Origin of the sequence: Acinetobacter sp. S4397-1 (genome assembly GCF_024129285.1) — a bacterium.
Taxonomy (GTDB): domain Bacteria; phylum Pseudomonadota; class Gammaproteobacteria; order Pseudomonadales; family Moraxellaceae; genus Acinetobacter; species Acinetobacter lwoffii_C.
The window spans coordinates 1-19,260 of record NZ_JAMXXZ010000017.1; the positions used below are offsets into that span (position 1 = coordinate 1).

Annotated in this window: 18 protein-coding genes; 3 read left to right on the top strand and 15 right to left on the bottom strand. The window is 46.0% G+C overall.

From position 1 onward, the window contains the following. Positions 1–188 precede the first annotated feature (188 nt). The 3 genes from NI467_RS09490 to NI467_RS09500 form a co-directional block, all read right to left on the bottom strand. Complete coding sequence (locus tag NI467_RS09490; protein ID WP_253152616.1) at positions 189–1,580, bottom strand: hypothetical protein; 1,392 nt, start codon at positions 1,578–1,580, stop codon at positions 189–191. Between the two features lie 9 nt (positions 1,581–1,589). Then, positions 1,590–1,769 carry a hypothetical protein gene (locus NI467_RS09495; protein WP_151205004.1) on the bottom strand — a complete coding sequence of 60 codons (180 nt, stop codon included), beginning with the start codon at positions 1,767–1,769 and terminating at the stop codon, positions 1,590–1,592. Positions 1,770–2,036: 267 nt separating this feature from the next. Then, the gene (locus NI467_RS09500; RefSeq protein ID WP_171478843.1) at positions 2,037–2,204 is read right to left on the bottom strand and encodes a hypothetical protein; all 168 of its coding nucleotides are present in this window, start codon (positions 2,202–2,204) and stop codon (positions 2,037–2,039) included. Positions 2,205–2,596: 392 nt separating this feature from the next. On the opposite strand from NI467_RS09500, the gene NI467_RS09505 reads away from it, so the two are divergent. Continuing rightward, positions 2,597–2,797, top strand: a complete 201-nt coding sequence (locus NI467_RS09505; protein ID WP_151205002.1) for a dodecin family protein — start codon at positions 2,597–2,599, stop codon at positions 2,795–2,797. Between the two features lie 80 nt (positions 2,798–2,877). Here the strand turns inward: NI467_RS09505 and NI467_RS09510 are convergent, their stop codons facing one another. From NI467_RS09510 to ompR, 4 genes are all read right to left on the bottom strand, one after another. Further along, the gene (locus NI467_RS09510; protein ID WP_253152618.1) at positions 2,878–3,570 is read right to left on the bottom strand and encodes a DsbA family protein; all 693 of its coding nucleotides are present in this window, start codon (positions 3,568–3,570) and stop codon (positions 2,878–2,880) included. Positions 3,571–3,750: 180 nt separating this feature from the next. Further along, entirely contained in the window at positions 3,751–5,268 is a 1,518-nt protein-coding gene (locus NI467_RS09515; protein WP_253152620.1) for an acetyl-CoA hydrolase/transferase family protein, read from the bottom strand. A 205-nt stretch (positions 5,269–5,473) separates the two neighbouring features. Next, positions 5,474–6,934 (bottom strand): ATP-binding protein, encoded by a 1,461-nt coding sequence (locus tag NI467_RS09520; RefSeq protein ID WP_151207398.1) that lies wholly within the window; start codon positions 6,932–6,934, stop codon positions 5,474–5,476. Between the two features lie 329 nt (positions 6,935–7,263). Further along, positions 7,264–8,028, bottom strand: a complete 765-nt coding sequence (ompR, locus tag NI467_RS09525; RefSeq protein WP_151207397.1) for a two-component system response regulator OmpR — start codon at positions 8,026–8,028, stop codon at positions 7,264–7,266. Positions 8,029–8,362: 334 nt separating this feature from the next. Between ompR and NI467_RS09530 the strand changes: the two genes are divergently transcribed. Beyond that, positions 8,363–10,711: a Tex family protein gene (locus tag NI467_RS09530; RefSeq protein WP_253152622.1), complete on the top strand. Its 2,349-nt coding sequence runs from the start codon at positions 8,363–8,365 to the stop codon at positions 10,709–10,711. A 55-nt stretch (positions 10,712–10,766) separates the two neighbouring features. On the opposite strand, the gene NI467_RS09535 is transcribed toward NI467_RS09530, so the two are convergent. The 7 genes from NI467_RS09535 to NI467_RS09565 form a co-directional block, all read right to left on the bottom strand. Next, the gene (locus NI467_RS09535) at positions 10,767–11,084 is read right to left on the bottom strand and encodes a hypothetical protein (RefSeq protein ID WP_151205673.1); all 318 of its coding nucleotides are present in this window, start codon (positions 11,082–11,084) and stop codon (positions 10,767–10,769) included. A 61-nt stretch (positions 11,085–11,145) separates the two neighbouring features. Then, on the bottom strand, positions 11,146–12,225 hold the full coding sequence (locus NI467_RS09540) for a patatin-like phospholipase family protein (RefSeq protein ID WP_253152624.1): 1,080 nt from the start codon (positions 12,223–12,225) through the stop codon (positions 11,146–11,148). 90 nt (positions 12,226–12,315) lie between these two features. Beyond that, the gene (locus tag NI467_RS09545; protein WP_253152626.1) at positions 12,316–12,738 is read right to left on the bottom strand and encodes a hypothetical protein; all 423 of its coding nucleotides are present in this window, start codon (positions 12,736–12,738) and stop codon (positions 12,316–12,318) included. Positions 12,739–12,810: 72 nt separating this feature from the next. Then, on the bottom strand, positions 12,811–14,430 hold the full coding sequence (locus NI467_RS09550; RefSeq protein WP_253152627.1) for an AarF/ABC1/UbiB kinase family protein: 1,620 nt from the start codon (positions 14,428–14,430) through the stop codon (positions 12,811–12,813). Between the two features lie 12 nt (positions 14,431–14,442). Then, a complete protein-coding gene (locus tag NI467_RS09555) occupies positions 14,443–15,120 on the bottom strand; it encodes an SCP2 domain-containing protein (protein WP_151205387.1) in 678 nt (225 codons plus the stop codon). A 12-nt stretch (positions 15,121–15,132) separates the two neighbouring features. Next, complete coding sequence (gene ubiE, locus NI467_RS09560; protein WP_151205388.1) at positions 15,133–16,077, bottom strand: bifunctional demethylmenaquinone methyltransferase/2-methoxy-6-polyprenyl-1,4-benzoquinol methylase UbiE; 945 nt, start codon at positions 16,075–16,077, stop codon at positions 15,133–15,135. Between the two features lie 255 nt (positions 16,078–16,332). After that, entirely contained in the window at positions 16,333–17,037 is a 705-nt protein-coding gene (locus NI467_RS09565) for a hypothetical protein (RefSeq protein WP_174659186.1), read from the bottom strand. Between the two features lie 205 nt (positions 17,038–17,242). Here NI467_RS09565 and NI467_RS09570 point away from each other — a divergent pair, with 205 nt between their 5' ends. Then, the gene (locus NI467_RS09570; protein WP_151205390.1) at positions 17,243–18,670 is read left to right on the top strand and encodes a phosphate--AMP phosphotransferase; all 1,428 of its coding nucleotides are present in this window, start codon (positions 17,243–17,245) and stop codon (positions 18,668–18,670) included. 49 nt (positions 18,671–18,719) lie between these two features. Here the strand turns inward: NI467_RS09570 and NI467_RS09575 are convergent, their stop codons facing one another. Next, on the bottom strand, positions 18,720–19,223 hold the full coding sequence (locus NI467_RS09575) for a hypothetical protein (RefSeq protein ID WP_151205391.1): 504 nt from the start codon (positions 19,221–19,223) through the stop codon (positions 18,720–18,722). Positions 19,224–19,260: the final 37 nt, after the last annotated feature.

Consider the following 19,260-nt stretch of genomic DNA (forward strand, 5'->3'; position numbering starts at 1 on the left):
AAGAAGAGTTTAAGGAAATTTTGGCAATTTTAAGAAGGCAGAACCCTGATAGGATAAGGGTTCTGTGAAATTTGTCGTGTACAGAGAATTTGCATGAGAAATTTTTTGCTCTTATATATTCTTGCTTCAATAGTAGTTTTCTAAAAAATAAGGAAAAAAAGCAAGGTGAAACTACAAAATAACATCAATTATTCAGTGATTTGAGTAAGAATTTCAGTATATAGGGTGTGTACAGAGAGAGGTTGGGGCAGACTCAAAATAATCTGGTGGATCTTCTGCCAGTTGAGATGCTTGCTGCGCTTCAGGAGTAAATATGGATAAGTCTTTTCTTGCGGGTTCAGGGACAGGCGTTGCTCACCATGAATAACCCGGATTTTTTGATGTTCCTGCAACAATAAAAGTGGAGTAGAAAAATCTGCCGGGGTTTCCTCAAACTGGATAAACTTAGAGGTATGGATTGAGGAAGCGGGGATAAAAGGCAGATAGGAAGCGTGGGTCCAGCAGGTTTCAGCCTGATCATGATAGAGGTTATATAAGAGATCAAACTGGGTAAAAATCTGCGCAATATCTGTCCATTGAATGGATTTAATCGCAATACAGTGTCGCTTATATAAACTTTCCCAGTGTTCTATACACTGCTGTGCCTGTTGCAGGCTGGAAGTACCCAGAAGCATCAGGTATTTCAACCATTGCCCATGTTCATCTAGCTGCTCAATTAAATACACGGGCTGGTTTTGCCACTGATCTTCGGCTGCATAATATAAAGCCAGATCGACATGCCACGGTGCGACAATAGGATCCAGCTCTAGTTTACATAAGCGCGCCAGATCAGAGATTTCCAGAGGCTGTACCTGCGCCTGCATATCAGCAAGTTGCAGGTTGAGTGGAAAGTTAAGCTCTTCATACGACACAGCTGTATCCGGGTGTGGCAAAGAGGTTTGCTGCATGCTTAGGAGAGATGCCTGAGTTTCGGAGCTTTCCTGTACAACTTGTGAGAGCAGGGGAATAGTCTGTATCCCTGTGGTTGAAGCATGTACAGGTGATGGGGAATCGCTCAAATGATAAGGGGAAATTTCCGGGGTAGCAGGCTGTTCGGCGAAAGGAATGAGTAGACCCAAAGGCATGCGCTGTTGATCTGGTTTTAAATCAAAGCAGGGGTGCTGCAATAGCCAGTGATAACAGCTTTCCAGATCATTCCAAGGACTGTGCTGCGGCTCCATCTCGGCCGATGGCATAAACCAGAGCTGCCAGCCCTGCTGAGGATGATGTAAAAATGCCCAGCCTGCTACAGAAAAAGCTTTCAAACTGCGTATGAGCTCAGTGTCATTGTGGAAATAGCCACGAAAACTGAGTTGATAAGAGGTGGTGGCCACAAACTGATAGGCGGCCAGTTCGGGTTGGGTACGGCTTTTGAAAGCAAAAATCTGGCTTTTAAAAATAGGTTCATCACACAAATTAAAAATGTCATGAATTCTTTTCTTGGCGCAGGCGGTTTCATATAGGCTGAGGGAGTCATGATCCAGTGCCTGCTCTAATTCATGTAATTCTTTAATCAGTTTTGCCTTTACTAAAGCATTCATTTTATTTCTCTAGACATGTTTCAGCGCTTGGTCCAAAGCCTGTGCTAGCAATATATTGGTGGCCAGTTCTATCAGTTTGTATTCGGCGGAATGAGGATCGTTATAACGTTTAGCCATTTCAATTAAATGATCAATAGAAATCATTTGAGGTGTGACTTTTCCTTGAACCAAAGCTTGAAGTGTATGCATGGCAAAATTTAAATAATAAAGTAAATTTATAAGAGTTGTAGATGCATTAAATCATACAATAACTCAGAACTGATGTTGAGTACTTTTCCTGCAATTTTGAATGAATATAAGTTAATAAAAGTGATAAAAATCAATAGAAAATATAAAAAGTGGGGAGAGGTTGATATTTTGAGAAAATTCTTCTTTTATTTGGGCATCATTTGCCTTGTTTGAGTATAAAAAAACAGGCTGAAAATTCAGCCTGTACACATGAAAAATACCTGAGCATTAAGCCGCTTTTTCATCTTCTACAGGTGTAGGCTCTGTCTGCACGGTTTCAGTCTCAGCTTTTTTCACAGGAAAGTCTGGCAGATAAACCATTTGTGCAATTTGAGCTGAGGCTTGAATAGAAACAGCCATGATTGCAGTAGCCAAAGCAAATTTAAGCATGTTCATAAGTTGACCTTTAAGATAAGCATGTTCAACAGCGTGAACAGAATGAATGGGAGAGTGAAATAACGTAGAAATCATATCAAATGGCAATTATTAAAAAATGATCAATTCGGCAAAATGTAAATTTTTTTGAAAAATAATACTTTTAAAACAATGAATTAGAGTGTTTGCTCTATGCTTCAAGTCTGATTTTATAGGCTTTTTATACCTGTGAAGAGAGATAAAAGTGCAAAGTAATAGAGAGGCTCTTAGGGAAGCTCCAAGTAGAAGCAAACCCGATTTTATTGTATTGTTTGAACCCTGTAAGCGTTTGCTATAGCTTGTTTAATAAACAACGTACAGCCTGAAAAACAGTCTAAGATAACCATTCATTCATGTTTACAGTGAGTTTTATCATGGCAATTGCAAAGGTCGTCGAAGTCAACTCCAGTAGTAATAAGAGTTTTGAGGATGCCATCCAAACTGGCATTGCAAAGGTCACGGAAACCGTCAAGAATGTTCAGGGAGCTTGGATTAATGAGCAGAAAGTTGTAATTAAAGACAATAAAATTACCGAATACCGCGTCAATCTCAAGATTAGTTTTCTGGTTGATTAAATGTGAATAAAGCGCGGTACCAATAAATAATTATTATAAAAAATCCCCAGCTTGAATGGGGGTTTTTTAGTGGGGCCTATTTATTCAGGCTGGTTGGGTAGGTCACAAGCGTCAGCAGAGCACTGCTCAGCCGAACCAGTGTGTGGTGTTTCCAAGGCTTTGGCCAAAACCTGCAAGAAGACTTCTTTGGGCTGTGCACCTGCCAGGGCAATACGCTGATCAAAGACAAAGAACGGGACACCAGTCACTTTGAGCTGGTCACGCGCGATTTCCTGATCATACTGTACGAAGTCCGCATATTCATCTGAGTCCAGTAGGTCATCGACTTCAACTGGGTTCAGGCCAATCCGGGCAGCGACATCTTCCAGGGTTTCACGCTCGCCAATCGCCAGACCTTGTGTCATATAGCTATAGAAGAAGGCTTCCTGGGCTTCATTGCCCAAACCTTTGCTTTGGGCCAGATGAATAATACGATGTGCATTCAGGGTATTGCCAGAATTGGCACCTTCCCAGTTAAATTCAATTCCTTCCGCCGTTGCCATCTCGGCGATATTGCGCTGCATGTCTTCAACTTCGGCAACTGAACGGCCATATTTTTGGGCCAGACGCTCCGAGTTGGAAATTTCCTGACGAGGCGGTGCTTCCGGGTCGAGCTGAAAGCTGTGCCAATGTAGCTCAAGTTCAATCCCGGCTTCTTCGGCAGCGGCTTCCAGACGTTTTTTACCAATATAACAAAACGGACAGACTACATCTGACCAAATATCTACGCGCATAGCATGTCTCTGATTTGACTCTTGAGTTCAGTATGAGGGTGAAGAATCGGAATTTAAAGTCCTTCAGCAAAAGTGCCCGCATCTGTAGCTCAAATAACAGCACCGGCATGGCAGGGTTTAAACCTGGGGGGAATAAAAAAACGCCCCGCAGGGCGTTTTTAAATGGTTCGCTTCTTTAGCTTATGCTGTTTTAACTGCAACTTCTGCAGTCAGCATATGACCATGTTCTTCAAAGTTAGAATGCCACGCCAATGCTTCGCGAAGCAGATGAGGGGTGTGGCCGCCTTTTGCACAGGCTCGGTCGAAGTAGTCGTTCAGGGCATCACGGTACATTGGATGTGCACAGTTGTCGATGATCGCACGCGCACGCTCACGTGGAGCAAGGCCGCGCAGGTCAGCAAGTCCCTGTTCTGTGACCAGAATGTCGACATCATGCTCAGCATGGTCAATGTGAGAGGCAAATGGAACCACAGAAGAGATGTCGCCACCTTTTGCTACTGATTTAGTCACAAAGATCGCTAGGTGCGCATTACGTGCAAAGTCGCCTGAACCGCCAATACCGTTCATCATTTTGGTACCGCAGACGTGAGTCGAGTTGACGTTACCGTAAATATCAAACTCAAGCGCAGTGTTGATGCCGATAATACCTAAACGGCGAACCAGTTCAGGGTGGTTAGAGATTTCTTGTGGACGAAGAACCAGTTTGTCTTTGTAGTGTTCCAGGTTGTTAAATACTTTCTCGCCATATTTTGCAGAAAGTGTAATTGAAGAACCTGAAGCAAATTTCATTTTACCAGCATCGATCAATTCGAAAGTACAGTCTTGCAGTACTTCTGAATACATCACCAGATCTTCAAAATTAGATTCTTTCAGACCCGTCAATACAGCGTTAGCGATTGAGCCGATACCTGCCTGAAGCGGGCCAAGGTTTTTCGGTAAACGCTTTTCAGCCACTTCTTGTTCAAAGAAAGCGATCAGGTGGTTTGCAATAGACTGAGTCTCATCATCGGGTGCAGTCACAGTAGATGGAGAGTCATGGAATTCGCTGTTAAATACGATGCCCACAATTTTTGATGGGTCGATATTAATCGCATGCGTACCGATACGCTCGTCCACTTGAGTCAATGGAATTGCCTGACGTGTTGGACGGTAAGTCGGGATATAAATATCGTGCAAGCCTTCAAATGCCGGGCTGAGGTTGGTGTTGATTTCTACAATCACTTTTTCTGCAAAAATTGCAAAGCTTGCAGAGTTACCAACAGATGTTGTTGGAATGATGCCGCCATCTTCAGTAATCGCAACAGCTTCAATGACCGCAACATCCGGCTTTTTCAACTGCAGGTTACGCATTTGTTCAACAGTTTCAGACAAGTGCTGGTCAATGAACATGACTTCGCCATTGTTAATGGCTTTACGTAAGGTATTGTCTACCTGGAAAGGTAAACGGCGTGCCAATACGCCTGCTTCAGTCAGTTGTTTGTCAAGATCGTTACCGAGCGAGGCACCAGTAATCAGGGTGATTTTTAATGGATTGGTTTTTGCACGTTGTACCAAAGCCAAAGGAACTGCCTTAGCTTCGCCAGCGCGAGTAAAGCCACTCATACCCACAGTCATGCCATCTTCGATGAATGCAGCGGCTTGTTCTGGGCTGATGACTTTATTGTGGAGGGAGGCTAAACGGATACGATCTAAAGACATTTCAACTCTCATTAATTCTTAAACTATGATACGGATTGTACCGATCAAAAAAAACATTTTGCATAGGTGTTAGGCTAAGGTCTAATTTTTTAACGAAATGTAGGTATAAGAATATTTGATGTTTTTTAAGTTGTTGAATTAAATACATATAAAATCCATTGTATAGAAAAGCTAAAAAATCAACTGATCATTTTTTGTTCTAATCTTAAAAATGCTCAGTGAGCGTTTGTCGGATTTTATCGAGCGTACTCGCAGGGGCAGAAGCGTCTGAATCAGGTTTGTGCAAAGGAAGGGAAATAACAGCTTCCAGTCCCCCTTCGGGGCGATTATGGATATGCAGCTCACCGGCATGAATATCGACAATACGCTTTACAATGGCTAGGCCCAAGCCGCTTCCTTGTACAGTGCGGGCAGAATTACCCCGGACAAAAGGCTGCATGAGGGCTTCGATCTGATCTTCAGGAATTCCTTCGCCATGGTCTGCCACAGAAATGAGCAGACGGTCGCCTTTTGAAAATGCAGAAAGTTCGATCGGCTCGGCACCATAGCGTTTTGAATTGTTAATCAGGTTACCAATCAAGCGTTTCAGGGACATGCTACGCACCTGAATCAGCGGAATGTCTTGAGGACTAAAATGGATGTCTAAGGGCTTAAACTGGGTGACCAGCTCCTGCAGCAGGGCGTTGACATTGGTATCTTGCAAATCTTCATCTGAGCCGTCGCGCATATAGGAAATAAACTGGTTCAGAATTGCATCCATGTCTTCGACATCGTAAATCAGGCCTTCTTTTAAAAAGTCCTCATCGGGCATCATTTCTGCGCTTAGGCGAATGCGGGTAAGCGGAGTACGTAAGTCATGCGAGATGCCGGCCAGCATAATCCGGCGATCACGTTCGGTCTGATCCAATGTATAAATCATCTGGTTAAAGGCATGGTTCACCTGGCGGATTTCGAGTGGTCCGTGATTGGTATCCAGATAGGGCGCCGATCCGCTATTGCTATAACTGTTGGCCGCCTCTTGCAAGCGACGTAGCGGGCGGTTTAACTGGCGCACCAGAATCAGAATAATAATCCCGGCAATGAGCGGTGTTCCCAGCAGCCAGCCCCATATCAGCTCAGGACTATAGTTAGCATAGGTTTTTAAAGGCTCACGTACCCAATTGCCATCCATTTCAGGTGTTTGGATCCAGATCTGCGGACTTGGCTTAAACTGGAAATAGACGGTGGCCTGCTCGATTCTTAACTCTTTGGCCAGCTTTGTTTCAATCTGGTTGGTAAAAAACTCCGCAATAACTTTTTCCCTAATATTGGGATATTCCGCCGGATCAGTGATGTACTCGATACCGAGACGATTTTTTAGATAGGCATCAATATCCACTTGCTGATCATTATGATACAGGCGTAGATTCGGGTTGTTCAGGATTTCCAGTTCAACTGCCAAATAGCGTGCATGCTGCTGGATTTCAGGCAGATACAGGGTACGCCAAAAAAACCAGATCGACATAAACAGGCTGAACAGCACCACAAAAACCACCAGTACCGTGGTGCGCAGGGCGGCGGAACGAGGTTTGATCTTGTCTAAAAAACGTTCCCAGCGGGTGCGTTTTTTTTCCGAGTAACGGACAAAGTCGGTAAATTCTTGCGGGTCGATGGGGTCGAGTTTCACTGAGCAATCCTGTGCTATGATTTCAGCAAATTATGATGAGTCAATTAAAAGTCCTTATCCTAGCGGAGTTAAACTGTCTGGAATTGAGATAAAGGTTGAAAGCTTCGGTTCAACCTACTGTTGTTTTGGCAAAAGTAGGCACAACCATCTTGCGGAGCAGAGCTGCTCATCGCAAAACCCGTCAAATTGCAGCAAATCCTCACTGTGTCGTAGAAACATTAGAGATAAATACTTCCTGCTTTAAACAGTTGCGAATGAGTTTGTCACGCAATTCAAAATCAGAAAGATAGATACGGACAACTCATCCTATTTTTTCTGATACGAAAAAATTACTCCGCACCATCTGGAACAAAGACATAACCCACCCCCCACACCGTTTGAATATAACGCGCACGGGCTGGATTCTCTTCCACCAGACGACGTAAACGGGACACCTGAACATCAATCGAGCGTTCCATCGCGCCCCATTCACGGCCACGTGCCAGATTCATCAGCTTGTCACGGGTCAAAGGCTCACGCGGATGTTGTACCAAGGCTTTGAGTACGGCAAACTCACCCGTGGTTAAAGTGACCACCTGACCTTCACGAGTCAGGGTACGAGTAGACAGATCCAGAGACCATGGACCGAAGCTCACTACTTCCATCTGCTGGCTTGGTGCGCCGGGAACCTCACGCACCTGACGGCGTAAAACCGCACGAATACGTGCCAGTAGTTCATTCGGGTTAAACGGTTTTGGCAGATAGTCATCGGCGCCGGCTTCCAGACCCGCAATACGATCTGAATCACTGCCACGTGCGGTCAGCATAATAATTGGCGTATCGATATTGGACTGGCGTAAACGACGACAGATACTCAGGCCATCTTCCACCGGCAGCATAAAGTCGAGCACAATCAGAGAAAATAATTCCCGCTGTAAAAGCCGATCCATTTGGGTTGCATCATGTGCGGTTTTGACTACAAAGCCTTTATCTTCCAAAAAGCGTTGTAGCAGGGTACGCAGACGCACGTCATCATCGACAACCAGGATGCGTTCGACTCGGTCGGTTTCGCTTTGTACGGCATCGGTTTTTTCAGCAGGTACCACTAAATTCATGAGATGCTCCTTATTCTTTATTGTCGTCGTAAACAAAACTGAAAACAGGCGTTGAGTATACGATTCATGACTATTCATTGACTATGCTCTAAAGCACCAAATATTGCAGTTAAAATCAAGACATAGATACCAAATATATACATCTAAATTGAAAAAAAATGCGCTTGGACTCCAGATAAAAAACAAAGTTCATGCAAACTTTATCAGGAAAAGCAGAAAATGCAGCACTGCTTGAGATGGCTATTGCATAAATTAATGAAAACAGTTGTGGATTTTATAGTCTTGGTCTTTATAATCATGCCATTTAGTACTTATCCTTGTGGGATCAAACACGATGACTGACTTAGTTCAGCAGTTGGCAAAAGAGCTTGCCGTGCGTCCAAATCAAGTCGAAGCTGCCATCAAACTCATTGATGAGGGTGCCAGTGTTCCTTTTATTGCACGTTACCGTAAAGAAGTAACGCAGGGCCTGGACGATACACAATTACGCCAGCTCGATACACGTTTAGCGTATTTGCGTGATTTGTATGAACGCCGTGAAAAGGTCATTGAATCACTCAAAGAACAAGAGAAATTATCTGATGATTTGCTGGCACGGGTAAATGCGGCTGAAACCAAAAATGCCTTGGAAGAAATTTACGCGCCATACCGTCCAAAGCGTACCAGTAAGTCGTTTAAGGCCAAAGAAGCCGGTTTAGGTCCTGTTGCAGAGCGCATCTTTACAGAGGAGCTTGATCCTGCGGAAGCACTGACCGGTTTTAGCCATGCAGATTATCCGGATACGGAAAGTCAGCTGGATGCAATCCAGCATATTCTGATTGATGACTGGGCACAAAATGTTGCGCTGACGGCTGAACTGAAAGCCATGTTTGCGCAAACTGCCGTATTGAAAAGTTTGGTCGCCTCGGATGAGAAAAAAGAAGTCGGTAAAAAATTCCGTGACTACTTCGATTTCTCTGAAAGCCTGAATAAAGTGCCTTCCCATCGTTTACTGGCGATGTTACGTGGCCGCCAGGAGAATGTCCTGGGTCTTAAGGTCGACGGTGAAGATGATGCGCCTTTGGCACGTATTGAAACCGAGTACAATCTGGACCAGATTCAGCCACCAGCCCGTCAGGACTTCCTGAAACAAACAGCCAAACTGTTCTGGCTCGGTAAAGTTCGCCCCACTATTGAGCACTCATTGCTGACTGAAAAACGTCTGGCAGCTGAAGCTGAAGCCATGCAGGTGTTTGCTGAAAACCTGCGTCATCTGCTGCTTTCCGCTCCGGCAGGTGCACGTACCACATTAGGTGTCGACCCTGGCATCCGTACGGGTGTAAAACTGGCCGTTGTAAATGAGTCTGGTGATGTACTGGCACATAGCACGATCTATCCATTTGCACCAAAAGAAGATAAAGAAGGTTCATTAACAGAGCTGGCGCGTTTATGCCGTGAGTTCAATGTTGACCTGATTGCAATTGGCAATGGTACAGCCAGCCGTGAAACCGAAGCCTTGGTTGCTGAAATGATGGCAGCGAATAGCGACTTGAAACTGACTCGCGTATCAGTTTCTGAAGCAGGTGCATCGGTGTATTCAGCTTCTGAGCTGGCAGCTCAGGAACTTCCTGATCTGGACGTGACCATTCGTGGTGCAGTGTCGATTGCACGCCGTTTGCAAGATCCTTTGGCCGAACTGGTAAAAATCGATCCTAAATCAATTGGTGTGGGGCAGTATCAACATGACGTCAACCAGACCGGCCTGGCCAAAACGCTGGAAGCCGTAGTTGAGGACTGTGTGAACTCGGTGGGCGTAGATGTCAACACGGCATCTGCGGCCATTCTGGGCTATATCGCAGGGCTGAACAAATCCATTGCCCAGCAAATTGTAGAATTCCGTAAGGAAAATGGCCGTTTTGATAACCGTCAGTCTCTAAAACAAGTGCCACGTCTGGGCGAGCGCACGTTTGAACAGGCGGCTGGTTTCTTGCGTATTCAGCAGGGTTCAGAACCATTAGATGCTTCTGCGGTTCACCCTGAATCTTATGCGCTGGTCAGCAAGATGGTGGAAGCAAAAGCCACAACTGTCAAAGACATCATTGGTAATACTGAAATCATTCGTCAAATTAATGCAGAAGAATTTGTCGATGAGCAGTTTGGTCTGCCGACCATTCAGGATGTGCTGGCTGAACTGGAAAAACCGGGTCGTGACCCGCGTCCAGAGTTCCGCACTGCCAAATTCCGTGATGATATTACTGAAGTGGCGCAATTGACGGAAGGCATGCAGCTTGAAGGTGTGGTAACAAATGTGACCAACTTTGGTGCTTTCGTTGATGTTGGCGTACATCAGGATGGTTTGGTACACATTTCTGAACTTGCCAATAAATTCGTTGCAGATCCGCACAAGGTGGTGAAGCCCGGTCAGATTGTTCAGGTCCGTGTATTAAATGTAGATGCTGAACGTAACCGTGTGAATCTGTCGATGCGTCCTGAAGGTTCTGAAGCGCCAAAAGCACCACGCCAGCCACGCCGTGACAATGAGCAGCGCGGTGAGCGTAAGCCACAAGGCAAACGTCCACAGCATGCACGTCCGCAAACTGAGCGTCCTCAGGGCAAGAAACCGCAAGCGGCTAAACCGCAAGAGCAAAAGATCGGTGGTTTGGGTGCGCTGTTATTACAAGCCGGAATTAAAGGTTCTAAGTAAGCTTTAAGTTTGACAAAAAACCTCCCCATCGGGAGGTTTTTTTATTGGAACATACTTATGAATTAACCATCGGTACAATCCAGCTGGTAATAATCAATAAAATACCGAGATGGCCCAGCTTTCGGGTTACATAGACCAGCTTGGATGGCGGCTGTTCCAGCTGTTTGGCATACTCTTCCATGCTAATGCTTTGTTTACCGCGACTGGTAAATAAAAATACGCCCAGATCAATACAGATCAAAATCGTACCAATATCAGCCACCAGTTCCATCAGCTCAAATTGCTGGGTGTATAACGACATGCTAACGCTATAAATCAGATAAAGACCAAAAGCCAAACAGGCATATTGCAGGACCACTAAAAACTTCTGCATAAATCTCAACAGTTCAAAAAATTAAAGTAATTATACAAATAATTTGGGCAGACCGTGACCATTACAAGTTTTGGATTACAGCGGTAAAATTCTGCTTTTCCACCAGTTCCAGAAATTCATCTCCAAGTCGCTGACTTTCAACAATACATTGTTTCCACAGCTGAATCCGCTGGGCTTGGTCCAAACCTTTTAAGCTGAAATCTTTACGATCTGGCAGACGGCCGAGTGGTAAACTTTGCAGATATTCCTGAGAGGGTGAAATCAGCAAGGTACGGGCCTGATTTTCCGGATGTGCAGTACGTTTAAACAGTTTATCGAACCAGCCCGGCGTAATACTGTCGGTAAAATGTGGATACAGCACAATCCCCTTGCTTTGGAAAGGCAGGTCAATGTGATAATCAATCAGGCCACCATCGCGATAATAGCCTTGCGGTGCATCCGGAATATTATTCACCGCTGCCATCACCCCCGGAATGGAGGCAGATGCCATCAGCCAGGGCAATACACTCTGTTCAGTCAGCGTATGATAGTGGGTGGTAAATCCATCATCGGCAATTTTAAACTGTTCTCCAAGATTTGGCTGGCTAATCACACGTTGCATAAAATGACGGCTATGCCTGCGTGCGACCGCCGTTGTGCCAACAATTCCAGCCACAGAAGCCAGCAGGGGCAAGGCTTTGTCACTCTGGAAAATGTGCTGGGCTTTAATCGACAAGACAGTCAGGTGATAGTCCGGATGATTGACCAGATCGGCTTCTTTGCCTTGGACCAGCTCTAGCAGCATGCCACGACAGATGTCACTGATCTCCTGACGGGTCATTTTCTTGTGAAAAGAGAGATGGGTATAGAGTTCTGCAAGACGCTCAGTGCCTGCTTTGGCTCCCCAGGCAGCTACACTGGCAAAACGCCAGCTGCCAATGGATGAACCGACCAAGGTTCTACGCTGTGGCGCCCGTGAAAAAAACTCACCAAAAATTGCCTGATCCAGCCCCTGAATGCCGAGACCTTTGGGGCCGCCTGCAGCGCCTGGCACAATATCGACCTGTTCGGGTTGCAAACCTTCTTTCAGAATCAGCTCACGTGCCAGATGGCCAGCACGAATCGTCAGCGCAGGCGCCCGTTTTTGTAAAATCTGTACCATGATTCAACCCATACCAGCGAAGTGTGTGCTTATTTTAATCGATGCGTCTTTAGACCCAATGGCAAGATATGTCCTAAGGTGACTTGAGAGTCATGGCATCGGGTTGATGTAAGTGTGCATGAGTTCTTTATTGCGTAAATTTAAAAAAGGTAGATTAAATGAAATAATCAAAAGCGTGGTTATAGGATAGCTTGGCCAGTAAAAAGCATGAATTAGAAACAAACTACCTGCAATACCTATCCATATTTTTAAAGCTAGTATTAGCTGTGTTTGTCGTAGACAGAATAGAAATAACAACGGAAGCAGGTTAAAGCTGATAATGAGCCAGAAATAGTCACTATGAATCAGGCGGTAGAATGTGGTATTGGCAGCAGGGGACCATGCAAGCCAATGGGCTGTTTGGTTGATATAGAAAAAAATATCTATCCATGTTGGGAAGCTGTAAAGTAGTGCAGTGAGAAAGGTTTTTTGTCTATTCTGGCGATACAGTGCCCATAAAAAACTATATTTCATTTGGATATTCTTGTTTTATTTTTTCAATAATTTAAGCATAAAAAAGCCTGACGAATCAGGCTATTTAAAAAATTATTTCGAAATTCGCCAGACTGCCAGAACGCTCGCCAGCACAATCAGAATCACCGAAACGAACCAAGGTGAAATAATTGCAATTGACAGCAGAATTGCCATGATGCTGCCAAACATCCAGCTACGCTTTTGCTGATGTTCCATTTGCAGGCGCATACTTTGCAATTCATTGAGCTGTTTGGCATGCCAGGCCGACTGGTTTTTCAGACTATTCAGGCTGTCGATCATCAGGGTCGGTAAATCCTGTGCGCCTAACAGCAGATCCGGAATTTTCTGACCGAGTTCTTTCAGATTCTTCTGCGGATTCATCTGAGCCTTGATCCAATCCGTCAGGATCGGTTTGGCCAGACTCCAGATATCCAGTTCCGGATACAGATCGGTACCCAGGCCTTCCACATGTACCAGCGTTTTTAACAGCAGCATCAGCTGTGGCGGAATTTCCAAATGGAAACGGCGTGCAATATCCATGACTTCAATCAGAATACCGGCAAAGTCCAGCTCATGCATTGGCTTGGACACCATTGGACCCACAGTACGGCGCATTTCACGGGCTAGCGCATCCTGATCAGTACCCGGTGGAATCCAGCCTGCCTGATGTACAATCTGGATCAGCTGCATAAAGTCACTATTCATGACGGCTAGCAGCATGCGCGCCACGGTCATCTGGTCATGCTTGGACAGTTCGCCCATAATCGCACAATCCAGGGCGATAAAGCGCGGATTGGCCGGATTAATGGTCTCTACAAAGACGTTGCCCGGATGCATGTCGGCATGGAAGAAGTTATCGCGGAAGACCTGGGTAAAAAAGATGGTCAGGCCTTTACGTGCCAGATCAGCACGGTCCATGCCCAACCGGTCAAAGGTCGCAATATCTGAAATCGGCACCCCGGTAATGCGCTCCGCCACCAGCACATCTTTACTATCCATATAGACTTCAGGCACATACATCATGCTGGAGCCAGTAAAATAATGACGCATGCGGCGGGTGTTGTCAGCTTCCAGCGTTAGATCCAGTTCATTTAAAATAATCTGACGATAGTCCTGAATAATCTCGGACAGATGCAAGGCACGTGCTGCTTCGAGACGCTTTTCCAGTGCATCGCCGAGCCATTGCAAAATTTCAAAATCCTGTAAAATTTGCTGGCGAATATTGGGACGGGTAACCTTGACGATGACTTCACGGCCATCATGTAGGGCAGCGGTATGGACCTGTGCAATCGAGGCAGCTGCCAGTGGCTGGATATCAAAACGGGCGAACAGGGTATTTACATCCGCCTTTAAGGACTCCTGAATCCGCATCTTGGCGACTTCATTATCAAAAGGCTTGACCCGATCCTGCAGTAAAACCAGTTGTTGCAAGACTTCAGGCGGAATCAGGTCACGGCGGGTTGACAGTAGCTGACCGAGCTTGATCGCCAGCGGCCCCATTTCTTCCAGTGCCAGTTTCAGCTTGAGCGGATTTTTACGCTCCTTGCTGGACCAGGCCGCCGGATGCATGCGGATGATTGACAGGACATGCCGTGCTTTTTCTGGAAGCTCTTCCGCAGGAAACAACGTGTCGAGTCTATAGTGCGCGGCGATGCGCCAAAGTTCGCGTAAACGTGAAACATGCGGAATCATAAAGCGGTGTACCTAGTCGGATGTAGAGTTATGTGGAGCATCAATCTGCTGTTGAAGCTGGCGAATCCTGGCTTCAACGCGATCTAAATTCTGGTTCAGGATACGGGTATCCTGATTTAAGTCATCCATTTGCCAGCGTGGAGCAAATAAACCACTGTCTTCTTTTAATGTGTCTTCAGCAAAGAACAGCTTGCTCTGCAAGGCACGTTTGACATATTGGGGCGCTAGTTGCAGTTTACCCAGCTCATGGGCCAGAGTCGGGCCAATCCAGGGGCTCAGGTGAGCAGCGAGATCAGGTTCTGCCTGCTGCATGATGCGCTGGATTTCCTGCAGAAGTTTATAGTCGCCCTGTAGCGGAATATTGCCGATGTCATCGGATACCAACAGGCTGAACAGTTCCACCATATTCTTGACGTTTAGCGTCGCTGTTGCCTCTACGAGGCTAGACGTTTGCGCGTCAAAAGGGCGCTGCTCAAAAATAGAAGGCTGTTCAGCATGTCCGGTTGCAGTGGCTTCTAAGCGAACCTTGCCTTCATCAAAGCATACATCTACCGAAAGCTGTGGTGATGCAATGACCACACGCAGCATTTTACCGGCTAGCGCATTGGTCTGAATGCGGGTAATGCCATCCAGATCAATCATCTGATGAATCACGCGTTCAATTGCCCCTAGGGCGAGAATTGACCACATTGGTATAGCCTCTTAGAGTTTGAAACCACGGTGAACGGCCACAATGCCGCCAGTCAGGTTGTGGTAATCACAGTTCTGGAAGCCGGCATTTTCCATCATGCCTTTCAGGGTGCGCTGGTCTGGATGCATGCGAATTGATTCAGCAAGGTATTTATAACTTTCCGAATCATTTGCCACGATTTTACCCATGATCGGTAAAGCGGTGAATGAATACAGGTCATACAGTTTTGAAAATGGCTCAAAGACTGGTTTAGAAAATTCCAGAATCAACAGACGGCCGCCTGGCTTAAGCACGCGGTACATCGCTGCAAGTGCTGCATCTTTGTCAGTCACATTCCGCAGACCAAATGAAATGGTCAGCAGATCAAAGCTGTTGTCTGCAAAGGGTTCCAGAGTTTCAGCATTGGCCAGAACAAAGTCGACATTGGTACAGCCGGCATCGATCAGACGGTCACGGCCAACATTCAGCATGGATTCATTAATATCAGAGAGTACCACATGGCCGGTTGGGCCAACCTCGCGGCTGAAAACTTTAGCCAGATCACCCGTACCGCCTGCAATATCCAGCACATGCTGACCACGGCGTACCCCCGACATATTAATCGCAAAACGTTTCCACAGGCGGTGAATACCGAAAGACATCAGGTCATTCATGATGTCGTATTTGCTGGCAACCGAATGGAAGACTTCCGCCACTTTCTGGGCTTTTTCATCACTGTTAACAGTCTGATAACCAAAGTGCGTGGTTGAACCAACATTGCCGGTATTGGCGCCGCGTGGCAGATTGTATTTAGGTATTGTAGAGGTCACCGGCGTATCGGTCAGGCGTTGTTCGAGGGATTGTTGCTGACCTTGCGGGGTGCCTTGAGGAAGAGTTTCAGTTAAGAATGGACTCACTTTGTCTGTCTGTTGTGCCGACTCGGGGGTAGGGGCAGGTGTTGGATTTTCATTCGACATGGGAGTCACTCCTAACATAGTCATCGGGTTAATCTTATATTGACTGCATAATGACAGATTCTAAGATGTTATTCAGCATTCATCATGCAATTGTTATGAATAATATACAGAAAAATGAGCAAGTCAGCTGAAATCTTTCGGGTGCATGATCATGCTATCTTTTTGTAGGATGACGGCCTGCTCTGGGCAAAAGGATGACTTTTAGTCCGAGGGCAGGCAAGTCTCAGTGCTGCCTGATCTGGTGAAAAATAACGCTTATTGAAAGGGCCGCAGATCGCCAGCATGCACCCGGTCAATGATATGACGTTCGCCCTGGGTAAAGTCACGGACAAACTGTTCAGCCGACTTTAACGGTTTCATGGCCAGGAAACCTTCCTGCATAAATTCATACATGACCTGAAAATTATATTTATTTGCTGCACCTTTACACATTTTAAAGGCCGTATAGACCATAAAGGAGCGCATGTATTTATCCAGGCTATGACCCAGCTGGTCCAGCAGTTCCAGCTGTTTTAAACGCGCCTGTGCCTGATCCAGCTTTATATAAGCCAATCGCATCATCTCATCATTCAGCGGGGTATCCGCCGGATAGTCTTTCAACAGCTGGATGGCCACCTGCTCATCTAGCTGTACCGCCAGAATCGCCAGTTCAACCCCCAATGTGCCAGTTTTAATGGCATTTTCCGGAATAACTTTTTCAGCTTTATGGGCATATTTCATCAGGCGTTTAATTTGTGTGGCCAGCGCATCAAAATCCGGTCCGCCATAAAGCCGGTTGAGAAAATAGTCGGCCATCAGCTGGTTCTGCTTTGCTGAAAAATGGGTTTGATGGCTACGCTGCATCCGGGTTTTCTGCCATGCCTGTACATCCTGTAAGCGGCTTAAAATTTTGGACTGGCGATGATAGCTCAGCTGATCATAACGTTCTAATAACTCATCAAGTGCGGCAAGTTTGGACATGATAGTTCAGATATTTTTTACGATGTCAGAATCTTAGAGGGTGTTGAAGGATCTCGCCATGACAAATTGACCAATGAAACCTGATTTACAGGTCAATTCGCTGTTTAAACAATCAAACTAATCGTGTGAAAAACGTTGCTGGCCCTGTTTGAGTGGAAAATTTCCCCGTTATACTGCCTATAAGAAGAAGAGAAAAGGGCTCAGTATGGATTTAGAACAATCGCCTTTTCAGCTTATGGATGAAGACCAGTTATCCCTCCAGCTGATTGATGCACAATACAATTTAAAAAATACCCAGGGCCGAAAAAATGCCAAAAGTGTACTGATCCTGGTGAATGGGATAGAGCTGGCCGGTAAAGGGGAGGCAGTCAAACAGCTGCGTGAGTGGGTCGATCCGCGTTATCTGGGGGTAAAAGCAGACCGACCCTTGATGCTGCATAACAAACAACCTTTCTGGCAGCCTTATGTACGCTTTATTCCGGCGGAAGGTCAGCTTATGGTGATGTTTGGTACCTGGTATAGCGACCTGATCAGTACGGCAATGCAGCCGACACAACCCATCAGCGAGGCCAAATTTGATGCTTATATTGATGAGATGCGCGCTTTTGAACAGGATCTGAAAAACAATCACGTGGATGTGGTCAAAATCTGGATTGACCTGTCGTGGCAGGTGTTGCAAGCCCGTCTGGATCAGATTGAGCCCAGCGAGTTGCGCTGGCATAAACTGCATGGACTGGACTGGCGTAACAAGAAGCAATATGACACTGTGCAGGAGCTGCGCCAGCGCTTTAGCGATGACTGGCTGATTATTGACGGTGCAGATGAAAAACAGCGTGATCAGCAGTTTGCCCAGGCCATTTTGAATGCTTTAAAAAATTGTCCGGCGCACCCGAAGAGAGCCCTCGGCAGATGGCAGCAAGCTAAAATTCCAGAGCGGTTAAAATCACCTGAGCAACGCCTTGCCGAAGCGGAAGATTATAAGCCAGAACTTAAAAAGCTGACTTCCAGGGTTGCCAGTGCCTTACGTGATGATCCGCGCAATGTCCTGATCCTGTTTGAGGGTATGGATGCAGCCGGCAAAGGCGGGGCCATCAAGCGGATTGTAAAAAAACTTGATCCACGTGAGTATGAAATTTATACCATTGCGGCACCAGAAAAATATGAACTCAGCCGTCCATATTTATGGCGTTTCTGGACCAAGTTACAAACCGATGATGATATCTGTATTCTGGATCGTTCCTGGTATGGCAGGGTACTGGTCGAGCGGGTGGAGGGTTTGGCCAGTGCGCTTGAGTGGCAACGGGCCTATGGGGAAATTAACCGCTTTGAACAGAGTCTGGTTGAACATCAGACTGTCATTATCAAAATCTGGCTGGCCATTTCCAAAGAAGAGCAGGCGGCGCGTTTCAAGGCACGTGAAGAAACTCCGCATAAACGTTTTAAAATTACCGAAGAAGACTGGCGTAACCGGGAGCAATGGGAAAACTATCTGAAAGCCGCCGCAGACATGTTTGAGCGGACTTCAACCGAACTTGCGCCTTGGCATATTATTGCCACTGACGATAAAAACACCGCTCGGATCGAAGTCTTAAAGGCCATTTTAAAACAACTTCAGGCAGAATCGTCTGCCTGAAGTTGTAGGTGGGCAGGGAAATAATCCTTGCTCTTTCTCACCTTTCATTTTATTTATTTTGAGCAATCTGTTTTTGCTGGATATTTTTAGCAGTACGATAACAGTCGTTGACATGTGCTTCCGCAATTTTCTTCATGATGAGATAACCCAGACTGGCCGCAACCAGTTGACCACCCAGGGGGATGAATTTTGTGACTTGCTTTGTGATCACTTTCGCTGCAACATTATTCAACGATTTTTTGACCGCGGTCCGTGCCACCACCAGACCGGAAAACTCAACTCCGCGTTTACGCAGTTCCTGCCAGTGGACTTGACGGGTTTTAGCATCATAGACACTGATCTGATCGGGTGCCAGGCCGAAACGGGCATTGATCTCGGGAATCAGTTGCGACAAGATACCGACATCAATCACCACATCCAGAAATGGAACGGGAATTACGGCTGCACCGGCCGAACAGTAGGCGCGTTTTTTGACGATCTCTAAACATTCATTGCGGATCCGGTCCAGATCGAGGCTCGGATCAATACGGTCAGGAATTTTATCTAATTTCATGGGGGCTACCTTAAAGCTGTATGTTGTTTTTTTCTAT